Below are 23,316 nucleotides of genomic sequence, written 5' to 3'. Positions count from 1 at the left end.
CATACGATGAAAAATATATTAATTGTCTTGTTTCTGCTTACAGGGATTTGGTCCTGTGGTAAAAAACAGGAGGAAAGCCAGCAGCCAGCCCATCAGGATGAAGAGCACCATGAGGGGGAAGAAGGTAATGTAGTTGAGCTCACAAAAGCGCAGTACGAAACGGCAGCTATTCAGCTGGGCGCGGCCAGTACCCGCAATTTGAGTGATGTTGTCACGGCTAATGGTGTGATCGATATCCCGCCACAAAACTTGGTAAGCATATCAGCACCACTGGGCGGGTTTGTCAGAAAAACCGAGCTCTTGCAGGGGATGCGCGTCAAGAAAGGCCAACTGCTGGCCACAATCGAAAACCCTGACTTTATCCAGATCCAGCAAGACTTCCTGGAAACGGAAAGTAAGCTCGAATACGCGCAGCAAGAGTACAGCCGTCAGCTGGAATTGAGCAAGGAAAATATCAATGCCCAAAAAGTATTGCAGCAAGCAACATCGGAAGTAAAGACCCAGAAAGCACGGCTGGCGGGGTTAAGAGAAAGGCTTGTTACGGCGGGCATCAACCTGACTACCTTACAGAAAGGAACTATTGTCAATAGCGCCACGATACATTCCCCTATCAGCGGATCGGTGACGACGGTGAATGTGAACCTGGGTAAATATGTCAACCCGACCGATGTCATGTTTGAAATCGTTGACACCGACCACTTGCATGTGGAGCTTTCCATTTTTGAGCAGGATATCCCTAAAATCAAGCTAGGACAGCTGGTGCGCTTTACGGTCAGCAACAACGCAGGCAAAGAATACCTGGCAAAAGTTTACCTGATCAACCAGAAGATCAATGAAGACCGGACCGTGCGTGTGCATTGCCACCTCGAAAAAGACGAAGCCGGCCTGTTGCCACAGAACTTTGTGAAGGCAGTCATCGAGATCGGAGCAAATCCTGTGCTTGCGCTCCCTGATCAGGCCATTGTTGATTTTGAAGGTGCATCCTATGTTTTTATACAGCGCCCGGAAGCTGCTGGCAGTGATAGTAGTTCCGAGCAATCTGAGGGAATGGCTTTTGAGATGGTCCAGGTGACCAAGGGCGTATCAGAAAACGGGTATACCCAGATCAAATCCCCACAGGGATTTGAGGACCAAAAGATTGTGCTTAAAGGTGCCTATGCGCTGCTATCAACACTTAAAAATTCTGAGGAAGAAGAAGGAGGCCACTAACCTATGAACCAGATCATCCTTGGCAGTATTGCACTTAGCCTAATCCATGCGCTGATCCCCAGCCATTGGCTCCCATTTGTGACCATTGGCAGGTCAATGGGGTGGAGCAGGCGGCAGGTTTTAAATACAACCTTTTTGGCCGGGGCGGCGCATACATTAAGTACGACCATCTTTGGTTTGATGGTCAGCTTTGCAGGCTTTCAGCTTTCAGAGAACCAAAGCGTCATCGCAAGCAAGATTGTACCCTTGTTTTTACTGCTTCTGGGGACCTGGTTTATCATGCAGCATTACCGCCATCAGGCACATAGCCATATCGACGAAAAGTTATTGAAATATGGCAGTCATCGCAGAATACTGTTGTCACTGATGCTGATGATGTTTCTCTCACCCTGCTTTGAGATCAATGCCTATTTCTTAAACGCGGGGGCCATTGGATGGTATGCGGTTTTGACAATTGTATTGATTTACAATGTGTTGACCTTGTCAGGTATGATGTTGATGGTAAGCCTGGGAAGTAAAGGCGTTAAAAGCATCAATATCCATTGGCTGGAACATTATGAGCAGCTCATCACCGGGCTAACGCTTATTAGCCTAGCCATATTAAACTTTATTGTAGAAATCTAAAAGGGACTATATCATGGAAAAAAGCCAAAACAACGAGCCTGAAAAGCAGGAGCCAATTGATACAGAATTAGCAAAAAAGCAGCAACACGAAGGCCATGATCATGCAGAAGGGGAAGATCATGATCAGGAAGATGATGATGACCACGACCATAGCGAAGGCGATGGGCACGATCATAGCGGTCAAGGGGGTAGCCAGAGCCTGATCAAAAGCCGGTGGGCATTATGGCTGAGCCTTGTAATCCTGCTTAGTTTTTTGCTGGTAAGCAAAGTGCTCGAAATCCCGGTAACAAAGCCCGTCGAGATAGGGTTAATGGTGGCTGCCTATGTGCTGGCAGGCTACAAAACAATTCAAATTGCGTTCAGAAGGGTTAAGCGCGCAGATTTTTTCAACGAGTTTACCTTAATGACAACTGCCACGCTTGGGGCGTTCTATATTGGTGAGTTTGCCGAAGGTGTTGCGGTGATGATCTTTTACGAGCTGGGCGAGCTCTTCCAAGACCTGGCTGTTAACCGCTCGAAACGCTCCATTAAAGCGCTACTGGACGTTCGTCCCGATAAGGTAACAGTCAAGAGAAGCGAGGGTAACAAGGTTATTAACCCCTCTGATGCTGTAATTGGCGATATCATCATGGTCAAGCCAGGTGAGAAAGTCGCCCTGGACAGCGAATTGCTGACAGAATCGGCCAGTTTCAATACGGCTGCGTTAACAGGCGAGTCTAAACCCGATACAAAAGAAAAAGGCAGCCCGGTCCTTGCCGGAATGATCAACCTGGACAGGCCAATCGAGATCAAAGTGACGACCGCTTTTAAAGATTCGAAGCTTTCCAGGATCTTGGAAATGGTGCAGGATGCTACGGCCAGAAAAGCACCGACGCAGCTTTTTATCAGCAAGTTTGCCAAAATTTATACGCCTATCGTTTTCTTTTTGGCCTTGGCTATTACGGTGCTGCCGTACTTCTTTGTAGATGACTATGTGTTCAACCAATGGCTTTACCGCGGGATGGTTTTCCTGGTTATTTCCTGTCCATGCGCGCTGACAATCTCTATTCCCCTAGGCTACTTTGGTGGTATTGGCCTGGCTTCCCGTAACGGGATTTTGTTTAAAGGGTCTAACTTTCTGGATGTGATGACCAAGGTGGATACCATTGTCATGGACAAGACCGGCACGCTTACCAAAGGGGTATTCAAAGTACAGCAGGTTGTTAGTGATATGGACAAGGAAGAATTCCTGAGATTGACCGCATCCTTGGAGAATGTATCCACGCACCCGGTAGCAAGGGCAGTCATTGACTACCAGCAAGGTAAAAAATTAGAAGATCCTACTGATGTCGAAGAGATAGCAGGGCATGGCTTAAAGGGCAAGGTTGCAGGTAAAGAGCTGCTAGCCGGTAACCTGAAATTGCTGGATAAATTTTCCATTACCTACCCCCAGGAAATCAAGCAAATCCAAGAGACAATCGTTGTTGTAGCTGTTGACGGCAAATATTCTGGCTACATTACCATTGCCGATGAAATCAAGGAAGATGCGGCCCAGGCCATCAAGGATATGCATGCCCTGGGCATTAAGACGGTAATGCTCTCTGGCGACAAGAATGCTGTTGCCCAAAAAGTTGCCAAAGAACTGGGCATCGATGAAGCATATGGGGATTTGTTGCCGGAAGGCAAGGTTGAGAAAGTACAGGCCTTCAAGGATGCCGGTAAACGTTTGGCCTTTGTCGGGGACGGAGTCAATGATGCCCCCGTTGTGGCCCTTGCCGATGCAGGCATTGCCATGGGCGGGCTGGGATCTGATGCGACTATTGAAACAGCGGATGTAGTAATCCAGAATGACCAGCCATCCAGGATTGTTTCCGCCATCCGGGCTGGTAAGATCACACGTTCCATTGTTTGGCAAAACATTATCCTTGCCATGTCTGTGAAGGCAATCGTGTTGCTTTTGGGTGCAGGCGGGATCGCCACTTTGTGGGAAGCTGTTTTTGCGGATGTTGGCGTGGCGCTACTGGCGATCTTAAATGCCTTCCGAATTCAGAGAAAGGAGATCTAACTTACTGTAATGCAACTAGAAAACCTCCGAGCGACATCCGGAGGTTTTTTTATGCCCATTATTTGCTTTTTAAAAATTTAAACTACCTTTATAAAAAGTTTAGGCTTATCTAAAACTTTGTTAAGAATAATCTAAATGAATCAACGGTTACTTATTTTTGCGATCATTCTCGAAGCCATTTTAATCGTATCCTGTGAGCGGATTACACCAAAGCTGCCAGCTGACGACCAGATCCTGGACGGTCCGATTGATGGGCTTTCATCTGCGGAAAAGACCCGCTTTTTAGCAGGTGATGTGGCTTTCAATGATGAGATATTTACCAGGGAAACCGGTTTAGGTTCTGTTTTTGTAGCTACGAGCTGCGGAAGCTGCCACGCCGGTGACGGCAAAGGGACATTGTTTACGACGCTGACCCGGTTTGGCCAAACTGACCAGACCGGCAATAAATTCCTGCACTTGGGTGGGCCACAGCTACAAAATAGGGCGATCCCTGGCTATACACCTGAGTCGATACCGGCTGGGGCTACTTTTTCCAGGTTCACGCCCCCTTCCAATACAGGACTTGGGTTTATTGAGCTGGTTTCCGATGAAGATATTTTGGCAATGGCCGATCCCTCTGACATGGATAAAGACGGGATAACGGGAGAGCCCAGTTATGGTAACCTACCTTCATTTATCAATGCCTTGCCCAATGCAATCCCTAAGAATGGCAAATACATCCATCGTTTCGGTAAAAAAGCAGCTACTTATAACCTGCTTCACCAGACTGTAAATGCATACAGCCAGGATATAGGTATCAGCTCGGCTTTTGCACCCAAGGATGTCTACTCAGGCCTTGAAATTGACCCAGAGATTTCAAACCTGACGATTAACAATGTGGTCTTTTATTTACAAACCTTAAAAGCGCCAATCCAAAGGGACCAAAGCGACGCACAGGTACAGCAAGGAAAGCAGACGTTTATAGACCTGGGTTGCCAGGGATGCCACCGGCAAACCCTGAAAACAGGGCTTTCCCCAATAGCAGCCCTTTCCAATAAAACTTTTAATCCCTATACTGATCTGCTGCTGCATGACATGGGCAGCGGGCTTGACGATGGTTACACCGAAGGAAGCGCGAAAACATCCGAATGGAGGACGCCGCCCCTGTGGGGGCTTGGTCTGTCGCCCAACTCCCAGGGCGGCCAGTACTTTTTGATGCACGATGGCCGGGCAAGGAGTATCGAGCAGGCCATTGACATGCATGGTGGGGAAGCGGAAGGGAGCAAGAACCGTTTTAAAAAACTGGCTCAGGGTGAGCAGGCAGATCTTATCAAATTTTTAAAATCTCTGTAAAATGGACAGAAAGCAATTTATTAAAGCGTGTGGTATTTCATGCCTTGGATTATCAACGGCGACTTTTTCCCTGACAGGGTGCGCCAGCGTCTATTCGGTACAAGGCACTGTAGCAGGCAAAACCATTTCATTTCCGAAGGATTCGTTTTTTCAAACCAAAAAGTCAGGAGAGAAGATAGCCCGCCAGGTCGTGGTCGTCAACGTAGAAAACCTGAAATTTCCTGTGGCCGTATATGATGATGGTAACGATAAATACACAGCAGTTTGGCTCAAATGCAGCCATCAAGGCAATGAAGTCAGTGTGCACGGTGACTCGCTTTCATGCTCTGCACATGGAAGTGAATACGACCGCAGCGGAAAAGTGACCAAAGGTCCTGCAAAAGAGGACTTGCGCAAATTCAGTGTCCGCAGTGATGAAACATCGGTATATATCCTACTGGCATGAAGAAACTTCTATTCTCCTTTTATCTGGTCTTTTTTTGCCAGCTTCTTTACGGCCAGACTGATACCAGCTTTTTCTTTACCCGCGTCAAGCAGGATTCCAGTAAGTTGAAGCTGAATATGGATGCGGTTTACAACCGCCCGTTCTTGCAGATGGGAAAGTTGCCGGTTTCAATAGGCGGGTACCTGGAAGCCAATAGCAGCTATTTCAGCACAAATGGGGTAAGTGAAGGCCTCTCTTTTCAATTGCCACGGCTCACCATGTTTATGTCTGCCAGCATGCGGCAGCGCATCAAGTTTATGACTGAAATAGAATTTGAGGAAGGTGGGCGGGAAATCAATATCGAATTTGCCGCACTGGACCTGGAATTCAATCCGCTATTTAACCTGCGCGGCGGGGTGATCATGAACCCGATCGGTTCGTTCAACCAAAACCATGATGGGCCCAAATGGGAATTCGTAAGCCGGCCGGTTTCATCGACGACCATCATACCCAGCACGTGGAGCAATGTAGGCTTTGGGGTTTTCGGTAAGTATTCCCGAAAGAACTGGGTTTGGGCATATGAGGCCTATCTTTCCAACGGCTTCAATGATAAAATCATCAACAACAACCAGAACCGTACGTGGTTCCCGGCCAGCAAAGCAAACGCGGAACGCTTCGAGGAAAGCTTTAATGGTGTCCCTTTGAAAACCATTAAAATGGCCATTAAACACAGGAATATCGCAGAGATTGGCCTGTCCTGGATGGGGGGTGTCTATAACAAATTCAAAGATGATGGTATTGTCCTTGATAAGAAAAGGCACCTTAATTTTATTGCAGTTGACGTTAATTCGACCATTTTGAAAGACACATACCTGAACGGGGAATGGGTTTGGGCTTATGTGGATGTGCCGGATACTTACATACAGCAATTTGGCAACCGCCAGCAAGGTGGGTTTTTGGATATTGTCCAGCCAATAAAAAAAGGCAAAATGCTCGGCTGGTCCGAAAGCGTGATCAATATTGCCCTGCGCCTGGAATATGCAGATTACAATGTTGGCAACTTTCAGGAGCTAGGTTTAAGGATCGCCGATCATGTGTACGCGCTGGTTCCGGCCATCAGCTTCCGGCCATCTGCGCAAACCGTCATCAGGGCCAATTACCGTTATGAACGGCACACTGATTTATTAAGGAACCCGGCCTCGCAAACTGCCGGGTTCCAGTTTGGCTTTTCAACCTATTTTTAATCGATGGTAAGTCCCTAACAATTTAGATAGTTCATACCTAAATATTGTAGTAGCCTGCAAGTCATTGCTGTCCTTTATACCGGAGTAGCCATTTCTTCACAAGCCTTAGCACAGTTACGACAAGCTTCTGCACATTCACGGCAATGATCCATGCCCATTTCTGCATGTTTTTCGCATTCTTCTGCACAAGCATTGCAGGCATCTGCACAAACACGGCATAGGTGCGCACTAAAACTGCTGCCAAGGCTCATTACTTCGGCCGCACTACGGCAGATAGCGGCGCACTCTAAATCAAGCTGGATGCACTTTGCCATATGTCCTACGTGCTCTTCTTTCAAACATTCAGTTGCACAGTGGCTGCAAGCGATAGCGCATGCCACACAAGCTTCGATACATTCTTTAAATTGCTGATGTGCCATAAGAATTAAGGTTAATTGGTGGTTAATTATTTCTGTTAGCCAGCAGCCAAGTCTGGAAATCGGCTATTTCTTTGTTCTGCTCTTCAATGATCATAGAAGACATTTCTTTCAAGCCAGCATCTCTACCCATTAATAATTGCATCTGTGCCATTTCAGTAGCACTCTTGTGATGCTCGATCATTAAGGTGGCAAAGTCCTGGTCTATGTTCCCATTGATGATTTGAAGGTCCGATTGTTTACCCATACGGTCCATCCCCTCCATCATTTTCATATGGAAGTCCATGTTCATATTTGCAGGTGTAGCCTTGGTCAGGAAAGAATCCAGCTGAGCAATTTCTTTTTGTTGTGCATCGATTATTGCTTGGGCTTTGGCCTTCATTTCACTGTTGTTTCCAGATGCTAATTCCAGTTTGGCCATATCAATGGCACCCATGTGATGCATTTTCATCATGGTAGCAAAATCAATATCTGGGTCCTGTGTGGCTTTCATTGTTTGCATTTCATCCATCATATCGTGCATGATAGTCATCATTTGATTTTTGTCATGGGCCTGGACTTCAATTTTGTTGTCGTCGTCGTCGTCGGAACATGCAGTTGAAAAGGCCATCAGGGCTGCAAGCCCTAGCATTTTGTACGTTGGTTTCATGGGGTTGTCGTTTAATTTAAAGACTCAAATTAGCTGGTATTCAGTCCCATGATTTTAAAACAACTATGCCAGCGCGATGGCAACTGATAATTAGTCGATCTTCTCAATCGCAAAACCGGCATCCTTAACAGCTGCGACGATTTGATCTTCCTTACTGTCGCTAGTTACAGTAAGGATTTTTTCAGGGTTATTAATATCAACTTCCCACTGATCGATCCCGGCTGTTTCATTTAAACCAGGCGTAACCTTTGCCACACAGCCCCCACATTTGATATTTGTTTTGAATTTTAAAGTTTCCATTGGTTATTTATTTTAGATTATATAATCACTCTACTAATTCAGATACTACAGTTTTGCCGCTTTTAGCCTTAAACTATTGCTTACAACAGAAACTGAGCTGAGCGCCATTGCTGCTCCTGCAATCATTGGGTCAAGTAAAAAGCCATTAAACGGGTATAACAGCCCCGCAGCAACAGGTATACCTATCAGGTTGTATATAAAAGCCCAGAACAGGTTTTGTTTGATCGTTTTAACTGTTTTTGCTGAAAGTTTCAGCGCTTTAGGCACCATGTTCAAATCGGATGTAATCAATGTCATTTTTGCTACGTCCATGGCAATGTCCGAGCCTTTGCCCATGGCAATGCTGACATCGGCCTGCGCCAGGGCATGACTGTCGTTAATCCCGTCCCCGACCATAGCCACAATTTTTCCTTCTGCTTGCAGTTGTTTTACGAACTCTGCTTTTTCAGAGGGCATCACATCTGCTTTATAGTGATTCAAGCCTACCTGCTTTGCTACGGCAGCTGCCGTGTGTTTATTGTCACCGGTAAGCATGTAAACGTCGATCCCCCGGTTTTGTAGCGTTTCAATGGCCTGGCGGGAAGTAGGTTTGATTTTATCGGCAATGGCAATGATTGCAAGGACCTTCCGGGAGTCTGCAAAGAAAATTACTGTTTTGGCCTGCTGTTGCCATCCTTCTGCTTCATGGGAAAGCTTATTGCTTATGCTGATCGTGTTTAGCTCCATCAGTTTGCGGTTGCCAATGAAATATTGGCCTCCATCATAAAATGAGCTGACTCCCAAACCAGTTATACTTTCAAATTTTTCCAGACGCAGGGCCAGGAAACTTTCTTTTTGGAGATGAGCAACCACCGCTTCCGCTAATGGGTGCTCAGATTGGCCTTCCATTGCATGCAGGATTTGCTTGTATGACCTTTGATCTTCGTTATTTTCATTCCAGGAAATGTCTGTGACAACGGGTTTACCCTCCGTAATCGTACCTGTTTTATCAAGGATAACCGCGTTCACTTTATGGCCTAATTCAAGACTTTCGGCATCTTTAATCAGGATGTTATTTTCTGCACCTTTACCGATACCTACCATGATTGCGGTAGGCGTTGCGAGCCCAAGTGCGCAAGGGCACGCAATTACGAGCACCGTGACAGAGGTGAGTAGTGCATGTGTAAAAGCGTTTTCTGATCCAAACAGCATCCATGTCAGAAAAGTCAATACAGCAATACCGATCACGATTGGCACAAAAATACCAGCTATCTTATCTACAAGCTTCTGAACCGGCGCTTTACTACCCTGAGCCTCTTGAACCATTTTAATGATCTGGGCAAGGATCGTATCACCTCCTACCTTTTGGGCTTTGAACTGAAAGCTACCCTTCTGATTAATTGTCCCTGCAAAGACAGACTCTCCCTGAATTTTTTCAACTGGAACCGGCTCCCCACTGATCATGCTTTCATCCACAAATGATCTTCCATCTGTTACAATGCCATCAACCGGGATTTTTTCACCAGGTTTTACCAGTAAGATATCATCAGGCTTTACTGCCGCAATTGGTATTTCCTGCTCTACACCATTAACAATAGCCCTGACAGTTTTAGGCTGCAAGCCAATCAGTTTTTTTATCGCCGACGAAGTATTGGACTTTGCTTTTTCTTCTAACAGTTTTCCCAGGGAGATAAAAGCGATTACAACTGCTGCTGCCTCAAAATAGACGTGTGCATGCAAACCTTGATTGTGCCAGAATTCCGGGTAAATCGTATTAAAAGCACTAAACAAAAAAGCAATCCCGGTGCTTAGTGCCACAAGGGTATCCATATTAGCTTTCCTGTACCTAGCTTGTTTAAAGGCATTGGTAAAAAAGCTTCGTCCCAGATAAAATACAACCGGCGCTGACAGGGCCATCATGATCCAATTCCCGTAAGGCATTGTGTCCATGAAAAACATTCCGATAATTACAATTGGTACAGACAGCAGCGCTGCCCACAAAATGCGCTTTTTTAACTGCTGGTAATGTTTGAGCTGGGCCTGATGCTGCTCCTGTTGCGGATCCTGTGAATCGACAATCAGATCATAGCCCACAGAGCGGATTAGATTTTGTAAGTCAACAGCCTTAAGGGTCTGGTCATATTCAGCCCAGGCTGTTTGATTGGCATAATTAACGCCGGCATCGTGGACTCCCTTGGCGGATTTAAGCATGCTTTCCACACTTACCGCACAGGCAGCACAAGTCATGCCCAGGACCGGGAAAGTTTTCTTTATATATTTATCCGAAGCTTTTTTAATGCTTGCTTTATCTGAAATAAGTGCTTCCATTGTCTTGATTTATATATACAAAACTAAGCTGGAGCACACAAGATTTCCTTACACAATTAGGTATGATATATGCATAGTTTTGTGAAATCAACTTCATCAGAAACCGCTTCATGCAGCTAACATACAGAGAAATGCCACTGATCTTACCTTGACGGCTTTCCTTTAGTGCGTCCGGCTGTATAAGAAGGCCTTGGCATTTTATTTGCACGTCTTTCCAGCCGCTCATTTAATTCAAGCCAGTCCCTGCGCAGGTAAACAGGCCGGAAAGATTCCAGCCTGCTCTTAATAAGCTCATCAAATTGTTGATTTGTCATTGCCATAGCATTTAATTTACCCTAAGTAGCTTAGCATTAATGGCAACCACGATTGTGGATGCACTCATCAGGACTGCTCCCATCGCAGGGCTTAACATAAAACTGGGATATAGCACACCGGCTGCCAAGGGGATTGCTATGACGTTGTAACCGATTGCCCAAGCCAGGTTTTGGACCATTTTTCTATAAGTGGCCCTGCCGAAGGTGATCATTTGTACTACATCCATCGGGTCGCTGTTGACCAGGATAATATCGGCGGTTTCAGCTGCCACATCGGTGCCCGAACCAACGGCAATGCCTACATCCGCTTGTGCGAGTGCGGGCGCATCATTAACACCATCGCCAGTCATGGCAACAATCTCTCCTTTATCTTGAAATTCCTTGACCTTATCCTGCTTTTGATGGGGCAATACATTAGCCAGATACCCATCCATGTTCAGCTTTCTACTGACCGCTTCCGCAATTTTCTCATTATCACCGGTCAAAAGAAAGGTTTTGATATTCATTTTTTTCAGCTCGGCAACTGCCTGTGCTGCGCTCTCCCTGATAGTGTCCGCAAATGTAATTATGCCAACCGTTTTGCCGTCGATAAGAATAAAGTTTACAGTGTCAGTCGCCTGGTCTACCTGATCCGGAATAGCAGGTACAGGGTTGTTTTCCTGTATAAAATAATTGGGGCCGGCAGCCACTACCTTTTTATTGTTTACTGTACCTGTTACGCCAATTCCCTGCATGTAGTTGAAGTCGGCCGAAGCCCACAGCTCTAATCCTTTCTCTTTAAGCTTGCGCATGACCCCATGTGCAATATGGTGTTCGGAGTTTTGCTGAATTGCCGCCGCATATTGCAATATCTGATCAGATGAAAACTGATCTCCAATGGGTATGATCTGTTGAATCTCATGAGAGCCTTTCGTAAGCGTACCGGTTTTATCAAAAATGATGGTTGTCAATTTACGGGCATTCTCAAAGGCTGTACGGTTGCGGATCAAAAGACCGTGCGTTGCAGATAGTGTGGTTGAAATAGCGATCACCAGGGGAATGGCGACACCCAATGCATGCGGGCAGGATGTTACCATAACGGTAACCATCCTTTCCAGGGCAAATGCAAGATTCTGACCGCCAGTATACCAAACAATAAAAGTGACCACGCCAACAGTAATGGAAACCAATGTTAACCATCCCGCCACCTTATCAGCTAAATTCTGTGTATTTGATTTAGCCCCTTGCGCAGTCTTGACCATGTCAATTACTTTTTGTAAGTAACTTTCATTGCCAGCACCTGTAACCTGGACTTTCAGAACACCATCTCCGTTGATTGCTCCGCCAATTACTTTATCGTCTTTCTGCTTTTGGACGGGCACGCTTTCCCCGGTGAGCATGCTTTCATTCACATAAGAATTACCTTCCAGGATCAATCCATCTGCCGGGACCTTTTCACCGGGTTTGACAAGCAATATGTCATCACGGCGAAGGTCTTTTAATGGGATGTCAGTTACCTGATGATCTTTTTCAACATGGACCATTGAAGGAAGCAGAGCAACCAGCGATTCCAAGGCCTGCGAAGCCGCCATTTGCGATTTCATTTCGAGCCAATGCCCGATCAGCATGATGTCAATCAGAGTAGCAAGCTCCCAAAAGAAATCCATCCCTTCCAGCCCAAAAACGACAGCTACGCTATACACATAGGCGGTAGTAATAGCAACTGCTACCAGGGTCATCATCCCTAATTTCTTGCTTTTCAGCTCCCTGATAAGGCCTGTCAGAAAAGGCCAGCCTCCATAAAAGTAAATGATCGTACTTAGTGCCAAAAGCACATATTGATCACCTGCAAACGTCCAGTTAAATCCGGCCCATTGCTGGATCATATGCGATAGCAAAAGGATCGGGACAGTGATGACCAGACAAATCCAAAAGCGCTTTAAAAAATCTTCGGTGTGATGCCCTGCATGTTTATCATGGTCGCTATGCTCATCAGCCTGCGCAGTGGGTCCGTGGTGCCCATGAGAAGATCCAGTCATTGACGGCATGCTTTCTGCTGGCTTTTTGGGATGATGCTCGTGGTGGTGGTGATTTTCCATTGATTTGATTTTGTCTAAAAACTGGAACTTTAAACGCACTTAGAGGCAATAACCGCAGCAACATCTTTGGTCGGCCCGTAAAACTTGGTATACTGCCAGGATTTCAACCTAATGGGAAAAATCCTGGCACATGGTAACGAAATCGCCCTTATTAGAACCTTACTAACAAGCCCCCACCCAGTTTGTACCTGGAATCATAGCCACCCGATAGGGAAATGTATTTTCCGAGCATATATTCCAGGTCCAGATGGTACTCTTTATCGGTGTTGATACGCCAGTTGAAAAACAATTTAGGCAGCAGCCATTCTTCTCCTTCCAGGGCGAAACGAACCCGGCCATTGGAATTTACACGCAGATCAGCATCGATGAAAAAAGGGAGTGTATACCGAACTCCAATTACCGGCAAGTCAAAATCCTGCTCAAAGGTTTGCTCCCCGTTGAATATATTGTAGTACCGCTGTTTTACAGCACCAAAGCCAATATAGGGGCGCAGCCAGTCTCCAATGTACCTTTCATAACTGATATTGGCCTCATATTGAGAACCATAGTTATAATTTCCTTCGAACCTGATGGCGCTGCTTCTATTAATAAAATTGGCCTTCGCTTCTGCCATATGCGATTTAGCTGCAATGCTTCCGTAAAAAAACCACATCTTATCCTCCTTCAACAAATTTTTGAGGGGATATCTGGCCAGAGAAGTATCACGGCTACTTCCCTGATATTCGACGATGCGGGCCATCCCGCTCATCATATGGTACAGTATATGGCAATGAAAAAACCAGTCCTTTTCCTCCGTTGCGTCGAACTCGATTGTAATGCTTGTCATTGGAGGCACATCCAAGGTGTGCTTTAAAGGAGAGAAATCCTCGTTTTTATTGAGTACCCTAAAATAATGGCCATGTAAATGCATAGGGTGGTTCATCATCGTAGTGTTTTCGAGCTCAAACCTGACGACTTCCCCTTTTTTAATACTGATTTTATCCGCTTGGGAGAGCACTCTGTTATTTATAGACCACACGTAACGGAACATACTACCAGTCAACTTTAAATGGACAGTTCTTACAGGTTTTGAGCTGTCAAAGGTTGATTTCTGGGTTGCACTTAATAAATCATAATTGAAGATGGTCAGTGAGTCGGTCTTACCCATCTGCATCCCATCCATGTTCATTTTGCTATGGTCCATTTTGTCCATGTCCATACCTTCATTCCCTTTTTCAGTTTTGCTGGCAGGCTGCTTGTTTTGGGAGGGTTCCATGTTCATTTTGCTATGGTCCATTTTGTCCATGTCCATACCTTCATGCCTTTTTTCAGTTTTGCTGGCAGGCTGCTTGTTTTGGGAGGGTTCCATGTTCATTTTGCTATGGTCCATTTTGTCCATGTCCATACCTTCATGCCCTTTTTTAGTTTTGCTGGCAGGCTGCTTGTTTTGGGAGGGTTCCATGTTCATTTTGCTATGATCTATTTTACCCATGCCCATACCCTCATGCCCCTTTTCGGGTTTGCTGGCAGGCTGTTTCTTTTGGGAGGGTTCCATGTTCATTTTGCTATGATCCATTTTATCCATGCCCATTGCTGAATGGTTCATTCTATCCGGGAAATTAACAGCCATGCTCATCATCATCTCATCCATATTCCAAACATTTGGCCTGGGAATGGGTGCAGCAGATAGCGTATCCCCTTTCCCAAGATATAAAGAAGCAAATCCAGACACGTCCTGGGCAGTTGCCCTGAATTCCATGGTTTTATCCTTTGGTACAGTCAACAGAAAATCATAAGTTTCAGCGATGCCCATCAGCAACCGATCTATTTTGATTGGCTTTACGTCGATGCCATCAGATGAAATCAATTCCAGCTTCCCTGCCCCGCCGTGCAGATAAAAATAGGTTGAAGCCGAGCCGTTAATGACACGTAACCGGACTTTATCGCCCGGCTTTAAATCCGGAATACTTTCTTTGCGCTTTCCATTTGCCAGAAATGCGGCATAGTAAACATCAGACAGATCCATGGGCGGCATACGTTTCCAGCCGTTTTTTAGCCTGTTGCCCAGTCCTTTATGCTGTATTAACTTATCAAGGCTTTGGGCATACCCTTTTTTAATTGAATACCACTCACTAGCCGGGTCATTCCTTTTTAACGCATTCAGTACACGCCGGGGGTTCTCATCGGTCCAGTCCGACAACAAAAGCACAAACTCCCTGTCTACTTCATACGTTTTCTTTCTAGGCTGGATCACGATTGAACCATACAATCCGCTTTGCTCCTGGAGCATGGTATGGGAATGGTACCAAAACGTTCCGCTTTGAATAAGGGGAAAGGTAAATGTGTACTGCCCGCCCGGCTCGACCGGGGCTGTTGTCAGATAAGGAACGCCATCCTCTTTATTGGGCAAAAGAAGGCCATGCCAGTGGATTGAAGTTTCATGGTGCATCAGATTATGCACATGGATCACGGCAGTGTCACCCTCTGTAAAATGTAAGGTCGGTGCAGGGATCTGACCATTCATGGCAAGCGCTGAGACCTTTTTTTTGCCACTGATGTTAGCCAATGTGTCATTCACATACAGGTGGTATTCGACCTTGCCACCTTTTGAATTTTCTAAAAGCGGTTTTTTAGCAGGTGTCGGTACGGGTGATACAGCACCGTGTTGGTGCTGTGCGAAAGCTTCCCCAACAGGCAGCAATAGTAGTAGTAGTATAGTGATTAGTTTCATCAGAAGTGTTTTTAAATGTTGTTGAAAATTGGATCAGGGCTATGTCCTGATCCAATACATACCACTGTTAATTTATTGTCTCCTTTACCTCTCCGCAGGAAATCATCTTATTTCCCATGTATGGGTTTTTAATTTCTTTTTGCGCAGACAACCAATAGCCACCTTTGTCTTTGTTTGCCATTGGACAAAAATCAACATACAGTTCGCCGCTGTTCAACCCGGCTTTTTTAACCAGGGGTATAAACTCATCACTTAGTGCAGAATATAAAGTCCTTTGGGATTCAATGCCTTTGGCCTCTGTAATTTGAGAAGCTGTTTTAGCGGCCTGGGATCCTTGCGGAATCTGGCCTAAACCTGCTTCTATGGCACTGGCGGCTATTTTTGCTTCTGCTTCATCTGAATTAATTAAAGCCGTGGTCAAATGAATATAGTGCTGGTAAACTGCATCAAGCTTATCATCTTTCAATACGACTTTACTTGTTTCTTTGCCACCCATATCCATGCCTTCATGGTGCTCATGGGCTGTTGAATCCTGATGGGAACCGGTGTTACCTTCTTCATTTTTGCTGCCGCAGGCCGAAAGAAATACTATCATTGCCACCGGCAGGGCCCATTTGGTTGCTTTTTTCATCTTACTAAAATTTATGGTTAAAAATTGGTTATTCATGTTGATGCAGCGCCATGGGATCCGACCCCTTTTTTAATATGTATTCACTATATAAAAGATAAGCACCTGTAACAACCACTTTTTCGTCTTTGGAAATGCCTTCCTTTATTTCAACCAGGTCAGCATTCTGGATTCCGGTAGAGACCATTCGTGCCAAAAAAGTACCAGGCTTCGTTTCAATCCATACATGTGCCCCTTTTGCATCATGGATCACTGCATCGACAGGTAAAGTCATGGCAGTCCCGCCCTGGGCAACGGGTAAAATTAGATTAGCTTGTAGTCCTGGCTGCCACCGGCTGCCTGGGTTTGGAACAGTTCCCCGGGCCTGCATCAACTGGCTGCCACTCTGAATTGCCGGAATAATGAAGTCGATGCGCATGGGCTGGGGATTATCTTCCCAGCCTGTAACCTGCACTTGTACCTTTTGCCCCGTTCGGATGCTGGCCGCTTCTGCTGGATAGATATCGGCTTCAACCCATAAAGAAGAGTAGTCTTCAAGGCGCAGTATCGCGCTCCCCTCACTTACATACTGGCCTTCTGTTACTGACAGCTCGGATACTGTGCCGCTGATCGGTGCGCGGTAAGTAATGTATGGTTCCAGGTCCTGGCTTGTCGTTAAGCCTTGTATATCTTCTTCACTTTGATCATATAAACGCAGTTTTTGACGGGCGGCCTTTTCAATGGCTCCAAACCGCGCGTCGGAAGGGAACTGCTTTATTTGGGCATATGCCAACAAATATTCCTGCTGCAATGCCAAAAGCTGTTCAGAGTATATTTTGTAAAGGGCCTGTCCTTTCCTTACTGGTACACCGGTTTCTTTGATATATAGCACCTGGATACGCCCTGCCACGCGGCTGGATACAACAGCAGTTTGGTCAGGGTTTACAGCAAGACGGCCATTGAGCCTTTTGGAATTTGACAAAAGGCCACTGTCCATTGTCATAGTCGTTATGTTGGCCAATGCTATTTGACTTTCGCCTAGCGTGATAGAGGCATCCTTATTACTTTTATCGAAGATAACCAGGTCCATCCCACATATCGGACAGCTGCCGGGTTTGTCCTGGACTATTTGTGGATGCATAGGACAGGTATAAGTCTTCTGCCCGGCTTCTGCCGCTTGCTTTTTTTGATCATCTTTACAAGCAATCAAAAGCATCCCAGGAGCAAAAGATGCAAAAGTGGCTAGCTTTAAAAATGCGATTCTTTTCATATTTTAATTTTCAACTATGCTGTTTTCTTTAATGAAGCTTTCACTGTCTATCAAATAAGAGGCATTGGATGCTACCTTCCAATCCTTGATATCCGATAGTATTTGCACCATCCCATCAACAACTGCCCCGGCTTTAATTTGCATAGGTACCAGTACTTTACCTTGTCGCTTAAATACAATAGACTTGTTGCCGCTCTGCCAAACCGCTTTTTTATCCAGCCATAACCCTTTTTGAAAAACAATGGGAATACTCGCTGTCAGCAGTTGCCCGGGCGTTAGCTTTTTTCCTGGAATATAAACCCTGGCCAAGGTGAAATTCTCGCCACTTCGAAGGACGGGTTGGATCAACCCAATCTGGCCACTGGCCATCGTTTCCTTGTCATTGCCCGCATAAAAAAGCAACTTTTGTCCTGTTTTGATTTGGGAAGATATAGCTGGCGATAAGGCGAATTCAGCAATCAAGCCCTGAGACGTATAAATAGTAAACAGGGTTTGTCCGGCTGTAACATATTGCCCGGCACGCAAAAGGACGGGTGAAACCGCCGCCAATGGCCTTGTAGGAGCTGCTGATGCAGCTGAGCTGCCAGCCATCTCATCCATTGCCGCGCCATCACTGCCGGAAGGCGCTGTCATAGCCGCGCCCGCCTGCGGCAAGCTGGCTGATTGTTCCAGGATGTATCCATTGGCAGGACTATATACCGGTACCTTATAGAGGATATTTCCAGACTTGAGAATATCCTCAATCTGCCCCGGTGTCACTCCCAGCAACAGCAGGCGCTGTTTTGCTTTTAGTAATAAATCCCGGCTGCCTTCATCGTTACCAAGCATCAAAAGTTCCCTTTGAGCTGATGCCAGATCTGGTGAATAAACCTCCATCACCAATTGTCCTTTCCTGACAGGCTGGTAGTTGTATTTGATCAGCAGCTTTTCAATACGGCCACCGACTCTGGATGAAAGTGAGACCTGGCTCCGGCTGTCATAAGTTACAACGCCTTGTGCCTGGGCTGAAAAAATTCGCATCCCGCTTTCGGCATTGATCAGTGGAATGTCGGCAATCACCTGGGCATTCACCGGCTTTAACAGTGCATTGAAACTAGTATCAACAATCAGCTCATTATTAGCCTCTTTTGCTACCAGGCCCATGCCACAGACCGGGCACTTGCCTGGTTTGCTGCTAATTACCTGCGGATGCATCGGACAGGTATACTGCTCTGATTTCCCATGAGCCGTATCCCCATCTTTTTGGGGTTGACTCTCACAGGCGCTTAAAAATACGGTAGCCAGTAACAGCACGATTAGCTGGCTAACGATATACTTCTTTTTCATAATCCACAATCATTTCATAGAGTTTCAATTTTTCGTCCAGCACATTCATTTGCATCATCGTCAAAGCTTCCCAGGCATCTATTACAACAGGTAGCTGGGCTTTATTCTCCTGATAATTGGCAAAATATGCGTCCATTGCTTTTTGAAGGGCCGGGATTATTTTTTCCTGCATGGTGCTGACCCTGGTTTGCATGGACTCGATCTCTGACTGCATACCATAAAGCATTCCCTGGGTTTCTACCAGCATGGCAGAACGCTCCTTCTGCATCCCTTGGATATTGAGCTGCATTGCTTTGATATCGGACTTGTACATCTTAGATGACCAGGGAGCTATCGGGATACTAAGCATGCCCATTACGCTGTAAGCATTGGGCATCATTGCGTCCAATGGGTACATGTGGTCAAAGCGGATTTTAAAATCCGGTTTTTTTTGCTGTTTCATGCTTTCGATATTAAGCTGCATGGACCGGATACTTTGATTCATTTTAAAAACATCCATTCGTGCGTCAGCCAGCGTAGCGGTATCGTAGTACATGGCCGGCTGGAAGGAAGGTTTATAGGTCGTGTCAATTTCAAAATCTTGATTACCCACTACATTCATCAGGCTATTGAGCCATCCTTTTGCCTTTCCAATAGCGCCTTCCTGCATACGGATCATATTCTGGTTTTCCAGGATTTTCGATTCAGCCCGGAATACCCCTCCAAGTTGTGACTGGTTATACGGGTAGCGGACTTCCTCGATTTTTTTCATCATGACCATAATTTTCTCATTCTCTTCAAGCACGCTTATACGCTGGCGTGCTATGAGCCAATTGAAATACAGTCGTTTTGCCTGTGCCTTATACGTATTAAGGGTAATATCACGGTTGGCCCTTTCCACATTGCCCTGGGAAGCGATGTACCTCCTTTTTGCACTGAGCTTTGCCGGATTTGGTATATCCTGCTCGATCTGCAGCATCAGATTGCCTTTGTCGCGGGATTCCATGATCATTTGATTGGGATAAGGGGTCATGAAAGTCCCCAGGCCTACCATTGGCGGCATCCATGCTGTGGCTGCATCACCACTATGTTTGTAACTGTCCGCTTTGAGCCCGTAGGACTGCAGCATCAGGTTGTTGTTATCAATTCGTTGTAAAATAGTATCCAGTGTAAACACCGGCTTTTGCGCCCAACTTGTGAGCGGCAGCAAAAACAGGACCAGCCATTTTACATATTTAATGCTGTGTATCATGGATTTGTAGTTTTCCGTATTTACGTAGCTCATACTCCTTTGTCATTAAAAAAATCAGTGGTGTTACCAGAAGGATGTGCGTAGATGATGTAAGTACGCCTCCGATCATCGGCAGCACAATAGGCTGCATCACATCTGTTCCTACCCCGTTGGCCCAGAGTACCGGCACGAGCCCAAACAGCGAAACGCACACGGTCATTAGCTTGGGCCGCAGCCGTTTTACCGCCCCATGGATTACGTACTCGCGCAGGTCATCCTTGGTAATTGATTCAGCAGAATTCCCCTTTTTAGTGACCAGTTGCTGCATGGCATCATTCAGATAGATAACCATTACGATACCGGTTTCTACGGCAATACCAAATAGCGCGATGAAACCCACGGCCACTGCAACCGAGAGGTTAACACCCCAGAAATAGATCATATACGCACCACCGATTAAGGCGAAGGGCACAGTGATCAAGCTTAAAAAAGCTTCGCGCAGGGAATGAAAAGCGAAATACAGTGAAAAGAAAATAATCAGCAGCACCACCGGAGCAATCCATAGAAGTGTCTGCTTGCCGCGTATCAGGTTTTCATACTGTCCGCTCCATTCCAGATAATATCCCGGTGGAAGCATGCCATTTGATTTACTGATCTTTTCTATGGCTTCCTGGACAGTTCCGCCCAGGTCACGGCCACGGACATTGAACAATACTGCGCCACGCAGCATGGCATTCTCGGAGGCTATCATCGGTGGGCCGTTTTCGAATACTACATCAGCCACTGCTGATAGGGGTACTTCCCCCATAGTGGCCGACATTAATGGTAACCTCTTGATGGTTTCTACGCTGTTCCGGTAATTTTGGGCAAGCCTGACGCTGATTGAAAACCGCTTTCTGCCCTCAATAGTGTTTCCTACCGGCGCACCTCCCAATGCAAATTCTACGGCCTGGTTTACATCATCGATATCGAGCCCATATCGGCTCAGATCTTCTCTTCTTGGGTTGATAGACAAATACTTTCCCCCTGTCACGGGTTCTACATAAAGATCACTTATACCTGCGGTGCCTTCGAGCGCTGTTTTAACCCTTTCAGACACATTGGCGATGGTATCCAAATTCTGCCCATACACTTTAACGCCTACGTCAGTGCGGATCCCGGTCGAAAGCATGTTGATCCGGTTGACGATCGGCTGGGTCCAACCGTTGATCACGCCCGGTATCTGAAGTTTAGCGTCAAGCTCGGTAATGATATCTTTCTTTGTAATCCCGGCCCGCCACTCGGACTTTGGTTTCAGTTTGATGATCGTCTCAATCATGCTGATGGGGGAGTTGTCGGTAGCAGTACTTGCCCTTCCAGCTTTTCCCAATACCTTATCAACCTCAGGAACGGATTTAATGATTTTGTCCTGTACCTGCAGGATCCGTTTGGCTTCTGAATTCGATATGTCCGGCAGCGTTACAGGCATGAAAAGGATGCTCTGCTCATCGAGTGGTGGCATAAACTCTGACCCAAGACTGGCCAGCAGCGGTATAGTGACCAAAAGCGCAATGATGTTGATAGCCAGTGTAGTCTTGCGCCATTTTAAAACGCCCCTGATCACCGGCTCATAAACACGTTCGAGAACCCTGTTGACTGGATTGGCATGATCGGGCCGGAACTTACCTTTCATGATAAAGGATATCAGCACCGGGGCCAGCGTGATGACAAGCAAAGCATCCACGATCAAAATGAATGTTTTCGTGTAAGCCAAAGGGTGAAACAGCTTACCCTCTTGTCCGGTCAGCATAAATACGGGAAGGAAAGATGTAATAATAATGACTGTCGCAAAGAATACTCCCCGGGATACCTGTTTGCTTGATTTTTCAATAATGGCCAGGCGTTCGGATTCTGTAATCCAGTCAGGCTGTTTATCTTTTCTTTTCTTAAACCATTTCATAATTATGTCGTTTTCTGCTGATGCTGCCACTGCTCATACCGCTGGGAAAGATGCTTATAGGCATTCTCACTCATAATAATGCCGTTATCAACGATTACGCCGATAGCAAGGGCAATACCGGTTAAGGACATGATGTTAGATGAGATCCCAAAGGCATTCAATAAAATGAAGCTGGCCGCCAGGGTAATAGGAATCTGGATGATAATACTTAGTGCACTGCGCCAATGAAAAAGAAAGATGATCACTACCAGTGAGACTACGATCATTTCTTCGATTAATGTGTGCTTGATAGAATCTACGGACTCCTGGATCAGCTCGCCCCGGTCATAGACTATATCGAATTTGACGCCCTTGGGAAAACCTTTGGCAGCTTCGCTCATTTTTGTCTTTACTTTTTCAATAACAGCAGCCGCATTCTCTCCATATCGCATGACCACAATGCCCCCAACCCGCTCTCCTTCCCCGTCCTGATCAAAAATGCCGAGCCGGGTTTCGCCTGTCATCTGCACGGAAGCTATATCTGAAACTCTGATGGGGACACTGGCTTGGTTTTTGAGCGGTATATTTTCAATTTCCTCAATGGATTGAAGATAGCCCGACGTCTTGATAATGTAGCCAATATCACTTAATTCGAATTTCCTTCCGCCTGATTCATTATTATTGGCGCGGACTGCATTTATTACCTCTGGGACAGATAAGCGGTAATAAAGCAGCTTATTAGGGTCTAGTGTAATTTGATACTGTTTTTGAAAACCACCAAAAGAGGCGATTTCACTGACCCCATCTACGTTCTGCAAGGCAAACTTGATATACCAGTCCTGCAAAGCCCTTTGTTCCCCCAAATCCATTTCAGGTGCGTCGAGTGTATACCAGAGTATATGTCCGACCCCTGTCCCGTCAGGGCCGAGCTGTGGGCTGACGCCGGTGGGCAACGACCGGGATACTGTACTTAATCTTTCCAGCACCCGCTCACGGGCCCAATATACGTCCACGTCATCATTGAAAATGACATAAATAAAACTCATCCCAAACATGGAGGTGCCACGTACATATTTGATTTTAGGAAGCCCCTGAAGATTGGTAACCAACGGGTAGGTAATCTGGTCTTCAATTAACTGGGGCCCCCGGCCCATCCACTCGGTAAAAACAATCACCTGGTTTTCGGATAAATCCGGAATGGCATCAATAGGGTTTTTCTTAATGGCAAACGTGCCCCATACGAGCAGTCCTGCCGATAAGACCAGTACAATGAACCGGTTCTGTAATGACCATTCTATAATACGATGTACCATACTTAATTCTGTAACCTACCC

19 protein-coding genes are annotated in these 23,316 nt (G+C 46.0%); 6 read left to right on the top strand and 13 right to left on the bottom strand.

The genetic code is table 11. The annotated features are described in order from the left end of the window. Nucleotides 1-6: 6 nt before the first annotated feature. The 6 genes from AC1XUD_RS19850 to AC1XUD_RS19825 all read left to right on the top strand — a co-directional run bounded on the left by AC1XUD_RS19850 (nucleotide 7) and on the right by AC1XUD_RS19825 (nucleotide 6,877). Entirely contained in the window at nucleotides 7-1,209 is a 1,203-nt protein-coding gene (locus tag AC1XUD_RS19850) for an efflux RND transporter periplasmic adaptor subunit (RefSeq protein WP_309993594.1), read from the top strand. Nucleotides 1,210-1,212: 3 nt separating this feature from the next. Beyond that, nucleotides 1,213-1,833 carry a hypothetical protein gene (locus AC1XUD_RS19845; RefSeq protein ID WP_309993591.1) on the top strand — a complete coding sequence of 207 codons (621 nt, stop codon included), beginning with the start codon at nucleotides 1,213-1,215 and terminating at the stop codon, nucleotides 1,831-1,833. A gap of 13 nt (nucleotides 1,834-1,846) precedes the next feature. Continuing rightward, complete coding sequence (locus tag AC1XUD_RS19840; protein WP_483362763.1) at nucleotides 1,847-3,877, top strand: heavy metal translocating P-type ATPase; 2,031 nt, start codon at nucleotides 1,847-1,849, stop codon at nucleotides 3,875-3,877. A 135-nt stretch (nucleotides 3,878-4,012) separates the two neighbouring features. Next, nucleotides 4,013-5,209, top strand: a complete 1,197-nt coding sequence (locus tag AC1XUD_RS19835; RefSeq protein WP_309993585.1) for a di-heme oxidoredictase family protein — start codon at nucleotides 4,013-4,015, stop codon at nucleotides 5,207-5,209. Nucleotide 5,210: 1 nt separating this feature from the next. Continuing rightward, a complete protein-coding gene (locus AC1XUD_RS19830; RefSeq protein ID WP_309993583.1) occupies nucleotides 5,211-5,654 on the top strand; it encodes a QcrA and Rieske domain-containing protein in 444 nt (147 codons plus the stop codon). Further along, nucleotides 5,651-6,877: a hypothetical protein gene (locus tag AC1XUD_RS19825; RefSeq protein WP_483362762.1), complete on the top strand. Its 1,227-nt coding sequence runs from the start codon at nucleotides 5,651-5,653 to the stop codon at nucleotides 6,875-6,877. Before AC1XUD_RS19830 ends, AC1XUD_RS19825 begins: the two co-directional genes overlap by 4 nt. A 74-nt stretch (nucleotides 6,878-6,951) precedes the next feature. On the opposite strand, the gene AC1XUD_RS19820 is transcribed toward AC1XUD_RS19825, so the two are convergent. The 13 genes from AC1XUD_RS19820 to AC1XUD_RS19760 all read right to left on the bottom strand — a co-directional run bounded on the left by AC1XUD_RS19820 (nucleotide 6,952) and on the right by AC1XUD_RS19760 (nucleotide 23,295). Continuing rightward, complete coding sequence (locus AC1XUD_RS19820) at nucleotides 6,952-7,296, bottom strand: four-helix bundle copper-binding protein (protein WP_309993576.1); 345 nt, start codon at nucleotides 7,294-7,296, stop codon at nucleotides 6,952-6,954. Between the two features lie 22 nt (nucleotides 7,297-7,318). Continuing rightward, nucleotides 7,319-7,942 (bottom strand): DUF305 domain-containing protein, encoded by a 624-nt coding sequence (locus AC1XUD_RS19815; protein WP_309993573.1) that lies wholly within the window; start codon nucleotides 7,940-7,942, stop codon nucleotides 7,319-7,321. A 90-nt stretch (nucleotides 7,943-8,032) separates the two neighbouring features. Continuing rightward, nucleotides 8,033-8,242 (bottom strand): heavy-metal-associated domain-containing protein, encoded by a 210-nt coding sequence (locus AC1XUD_RS19810; protein ID WP_309993569.1) that lies wholly within the window; start codon nucleotides 8,240-8,242, stop codon nucleotides 8,033-8,035. Between the two features lie 45 nt (nucleotides 8,243-8,287). Further along, on the bottom strand, nucleotides 8,288-10,549 hold the full coding sequence (locus tag AC1XUD_RS19805; protein WP_483362761.1) for a heavy metal translocating P-type ATPase: 2,262 nt from the start codon (nucleotides 10,547-10,549) through the stop codon (nucleotides 8,288-8,290). A gap of 143 nt (nucleotides 10,550-10,692) precedes the next feature. After that, nucleotides 10,693-10,863, bottom strand: coding sequence for a hypothetical protein (locus AC1XUD_RS19800; RefSeq protein WP_483362760.1), 171 nt, complete (start codon nucleotides 10,861-10,863; stop codon nucleotides 10,693-10,695). Nucleotides 10,864-10,874: 11 nt separating this feature from the next. Next, nucleotides 10,875-12,941: a copper-translocating P-type ATPase gene (locus AC1XUD_RS19795; protein ID WP_483362759.1), complete on the bottom strand. Its 2,067-nt coding sequence runs from the start codon at nucleotides 12,939-12,941 to the stop codon at nucleotides 10,875-10,877. Between the two features lie 151 nt (nucleotides 12,942-13,092). Further along, the gene (locus tag AC1XUD_RS19790; RefSeq protein ID WP_483362758.1) at nucleotides 13,093-15,651 is read right to left on the bottom strand and encodes a multicopper oxidase domain-containing protein; all 2,559 of its coding nucleotides are present in this window, start codon (nucleotides 15,649-15,651) and stop codon (nucleotides 13,093-13,095) included. A gap of 67 nt (nucleotides 15,652-15,718) precedes the next feature. Further along, nucleotides 15,719-16,282, bottom strand: a complete 564-nt coding sequence (locus tag AC1XUD_RS19785; RefSeq protein ID WP_439556962.1) for a DUF3347 domain-containing protein — start codon at nucleotides 16,280-16,282, stop codon at nucleotides 15,719-15,721. Nucleotides 16,283-16,310: 28 nt separating this feature from the next. Continuing rightward, nucleotides 16,311-17,528, bottom strand: coding sequence for an efflux RND transporter periplasmic adaptor subunit (locus AC1XUD_RS19780; protein ID WP_483362757.1), 1,218 nt, complete (start codon nucleotides 17,526-17,528; stop codon nucleotides 16,311-16,313). Between the two features lie 3 nt (nucleotides 17,529-17,531). Next, entirely contained in the window at nucleotides 17,532-18,854 is a 1,323-nt protein-coding gene (locus AC1XUD_RS19775) for a heavy metal-binding domain-containing protein (protein WP_483362756.1), read from the bottom strand. Then, nucleotides 18,832-20,118, bottom strand: a complete 1,287-nt coding sequence (locus tag AC1XUD_RS19770) for a TolC family protein (RefSeq protein WP_483362755.1) — start codon at nucleotides 20,116-20,118, stop codon at nucleotides 18,832-18,834. Before AC1XUD_RS19770 ends, AC1XUD_RS19775 begins: the two co-directional genes overlap by 23 nt. After that, complete coding sequence (locus AC1XUD_RS19765) at nucleotides 20,069-22,003, bottom strand: efflux RND transporter permease subunit (protein ID WP_483362754.1); 1,935 nt, start codon at nucleotides 22,001-22,003, stop codon at nucleotides 20,069-20,071. The genes AC1XUD_RS19770 and AC1XUD_RS19765 overlap by 50 nt, the downstream gene beginning before the upstream one ends. A 2-nt stretch (nucleotides 22,004-22,005) precedes the next feature. Continuing rightward, nucleotides 22,006-23,295 (bottom strand): efflux RND transporter permease subunit, encoded by a 1,290-nt coding sequence (locus AC1XUD_RS19760; RefSeq protein WP_483362753.1) that lies wholly within the window; start codon nucleotides 23,293-23,295, stop codon nucleotides 22,006-22,008. Between the last annotated feature and the right edge of the window lie 21 nt (nucleotides 23,296-23,316).

This window comes from Dyadobacter sp. HNCC25DJ184 (assembly GCF_056895215.1).
This window is presented reverse-complemented; position numbering and strand designations above follow the sequence as displayed.